The sequence below is a fragment of the Arthrobacter sp. Y3223164 genome (genome assembly GCF_059091005.1).
This window is the reverse complement of sequence record NZ_JBNHGF010000287.1, coordinates 1-3,557: the sequence shown is the minus strand read 5'-3', so window position 1 is coordinate 3,557 and position 3,557 is coordinate 1. Positions and strand designations below refer to the sequence as shown.

The following is a 3,557-nucleotide window of genomic DNA, read 5'->3' as shown; positions in this document are numbered from 1 at the left end:
GAGCCCACGGTGCCGGCCCGCAGGTGGCTGGCCGTGAGCAGGCCCGCGCCTCCCGCCACGCCGGCGATGCCGGCCCCAACAAGTACCCCAAAAACACGCCGCGAGAGACCGGACGGCAAGCTCGCGCTGCTGTCCGGCCCCGGCACGACCGCGCTATCCCCATAGAGCGTCGTCATTGCTTTACCGCTTCCCATTCCCCCAAACCTGTAGGCACCCATCCTTGCCGCGCGGGCTTGGGAAAAACTGGTGGGATGCGAACGGCCGCGCCGCCCCGTCATACTGGGACCATGAGCCTCACAGCCGGTCTCCCTGCCCGCCCGGAGCAGCCGCCCATCGGCCTGCTGCTGGACGTCGACGGCCCGCTTTCATCGACGGTGACCCGGACCGTGCCGGCGGAGATCATCCACTCGCTGCTCGTGATGGCCAAACGCGGCTGGCCGATCGTGTTCAACACCGGACGGTCGGACCAGTTCATCAAAGAGCAGGTGATGGAGCCGATGCTGGCCGCCGGGATGCCGCCGGAGGTGCGCTGCTATGCGGTGTGCGAAAAGGGCGCCGTCTGGTTCAGCTTCACGGCGGCCGGCCCGGGCACGATCCACGTGGACCATGCGCTGGCTCCGCCGCAGGAGTTCGCCGCCGAGGTGCGCGAGCTGGTCCGCTCCGGCTATTCAAGCCACATGTTCTTCGACGAAACCAAGCGGGCCATGGTCTCCGTGGAGCAGGTGGTGGGGACGGAAAACCGGGAGTACCGCCAGGTGCAGGAAAAGTTCGACGCCGAGGTCCTGGCCCTGATGTCCAGGTTCGGCATGGGTGCCACGCGCCTGGACCAGCACCTGCCGGACAGCGACGACCAAATCGACTACCGGGTGGACCCGAACATCATCGCCACCGACATCGAGTCGGTGCAGCTGGGCAAGGACCTGGGCGCCGAGCGGGCGCTGGAAATGCTGGCCGCGGACGGCGTGGTGCCTCACGCTTGGCGGACGATGGGCGATTCGCGCACCGACTACGCGATGTCCGACCTGCTGCACCACAACGGGCACGCGGTGCTGCACGTGGACGTCCGCCCCGACGACGGGGTCCCGCAGAAGCCGTACCCGGTGCTGACCGCGGCGCACCTGGGCTTCCCGAGGGCCGTGCACGAAGAGGCCGGCGCGGCGTTCCTGCGGACGTGGGCGGCGATCGCGCAGACGTTGTAGGGCTTCCCGCGTTGGCGGTCCCGCCGTCGGGCCGTAACACGGCGAAATACGGGGCGCATTCCACGCCGATTCCGGCCGCGAGTCAAGCGAAACTGTGCCGCCGCAGCAAAACGTAACGTCCGTAACAATTGACTCCGGGCCCGATGCTAGTCTGCCTTCCATGAACGCACTTCAGGGGAGCATTCCAGTACTCGACATGAGCACCGCCCGCCTTGCGGACGGCAGCTTCAACCCGGTCTTCATCGACCAGCTGCGCGACGCCGCGCACCGCGTCGGGTTCTTCCAGATCACCGGTTACGGCGCGGCCGAGGGCCAGGTAGCGGAGCTCTTCGACGCGATGAAGCGCTTCTTTGACCTGCCGCTGGAAGAGCGGCTGAAGCTGGACAACCGAAACTCCCCGCATTTCCGCGGCTACACCCGCATGGGCACCGAGCGGACCCAGGGCCGCGCCGATGCCCGCGAGCAGCTGGACTACTCGCCCGAGAGCGAGCCGGTCACCGACTACCCCGAGGACCAGAAGTACTGGCTGCTGCGCGGCCCGAACCAGTGGCCGGACGCCGTGCAGCCGGACCTGCGCGAGAAGGCCATGGCCTGGGCGGAGCTGATGTCCACGGTGGGCCATGACCTGCTCTCGGCCATCGGCGTCGGGCTGGGCCTGCCGGAAGACTACTTCGACGAGCCGTTCGCCGGCACCCCGCACTGGATGGGCAAGCTGGTGCACTACGTGGGCGGCGTGGTGGAGGAAGCCGGCGACCAGGGCGTGGGCGTGCACGCCGACTACGGCTTCGTCACCCTGCTGCTGCAGGACATGGTGGGCGGGCTCGAGGTGCGGCCGCCGGAGTCCGATGAGTGGCTGCCGGTCGAGCCGATCGAGGGTGCCCTGGTGGTGAACCTGGGCGAAATGCTCGAGGTCGCCACTGACGGCTACATCACCGCCACCGTCCACCGCGTGCAGGCTCCGCCGCCCGGCGTGGACCGCTACTCGGTGCCGTTCTTCTGGTCGCCGCGCTTGGATGCCGTGATCGACCCGGTGCCGCTGCCGGACGAGCTCAAGGCCGAGTCCCGCGGCCGCACCGACGACCCCACCAACCCGATGCTCTCCAGCTTCGGCGCCAACATGCTCAAGGGCCGGCTGCGCGCCCACCCGGACGTGACCGAGAAGTTCTATCCGGAGCTGCTCGCCAAGAAGTAGGCGCGGTAGATCGCCGGGGGTGCCGGGGGCTCCGGGCCGCCGGTTCCGGGCCCCAAGACTCCGGCCCCCCCCGGTTCCAGGCCCCAAGACTCCGGGCCGCCGGTTCCGGGCCCCAAGACTCCGGGCCGCCGGTTCCGGGCCCCAAGACTTCTGGCCCGCCGGTTCAGGGCCGCCGGCTGATGTTTCCCATGGTGTGTGCGGCGCTCGGCGTCGCACGCACCATTCTTCTGGGCGCGGGCTCTGCCCACCCGGTGCGCGCCCGTTCGCGCTCGCCCATAATGGCTGTGTGGGCAACATCCTGACCCGCTGGCGCGAAGAACTGCGGGGCACATTTTCCGGGCAGAGCGACACGATCCCGCAGTGGGAGCTGGACTTGGAGAACGGCGACGACGCGGGCTACTTCGCGCCCGATTCGGCCGTCTGGGCAGTCCACGGCTCGATGCCCACGCTGGTTGCCGGCATCCGTTCGCTGCTCACGCAGACGCTGCATCCCGGCGCGCTGGCCGGCGTGCATGACTTCTCCGCCTACCGCGATGATCCGCTGGGGCGCCTCGCCAATACCATCCGGTGGATTTTCACCGTCACGTACGGCGACACCGCTGCGGCACGCTCCGCCTGCGACCTGGTGTTGCGCCTCCATGAACGCGTCCGCGGAACCTACACCGACTCGGCCGGCGGACAGCAACCGTACTTTGCCAACGACCCCCACCTGTTGCGGTGGGTGCACCTGACCTTCACGGACGCCTTCGTCACCGCGCACCTTGCCTACGGCCGACGGTTCCCGGGTGGTCCGGACCGCTATGTGGCCGAATGGGCCAAGGCCGGCGAGCTCATGCAGGTCTCGGACCCGCCCCGCACTTATGCGGAACTGCGCGCCCAACTGGCCGGCTTCGCCCCGGAGCTCGCCTCATCGCCCAACATGGAGGAGACGGTCGCGTTTGTCAGGCGGCCGCCGCTGCCCCGCTCGCAACGGCTGGGCTACCGCATCCTGTTCGCCGCCGCCGTCGAAACGCTGCCCGAGGAGCACCGCCGCCTGCTGGGGTTGCGCCCGACCACTCCCCTGCCGCTGCGGATCCTCATCAAGCCCGCCACCCAGCTCGTCCTAGGCGTCGTCCGGCTGGGGCTGAGCAAGACCGGGCCGAGCGAAGCCGCCGCTCGCCGCCGCC

General features: G+C 69.3%; 3 protein-coding genes. All 3 read left to right on the top strand.

Annotated elements, in window-relative coordinates:
* Nucleotides 1-287: 287 nt before the first annotated feature.
* Nucleotides 288-1,199, top strand: a complete 912-nt coding sequence (locus AC5RUJ_RS12685; RefSeq protein ID WP_494013260.1) for a Cof-type HAD-IIB family hydrolase — start codon at nucleotides 288-290, stop codon at nucleotides 1,197-1,199.
* Nucleotides 1,200-1,359: 160 nt separating this feature from the next.
* Entirely contained in the window at nucleotides 1,360-2,391 is a 1,032-nt protein-coding gene (locus AC5RUJ_RS12680) for an isopenicillin N synthase family dioxygenase (protein WP_494013261.1), read from the top strand.
* 286 nt (nucleotides 2,392-2,677) lie between these two features.
* A partial coding sequence (locus tag AC5RUJ_RS12675) for an oxygenase MpaB family protein (RefSeq protein ID WP_494155949.1) occupies nucleotides 2,678-3,557 on the top strand: 880 nt, incomplete at its 3' end.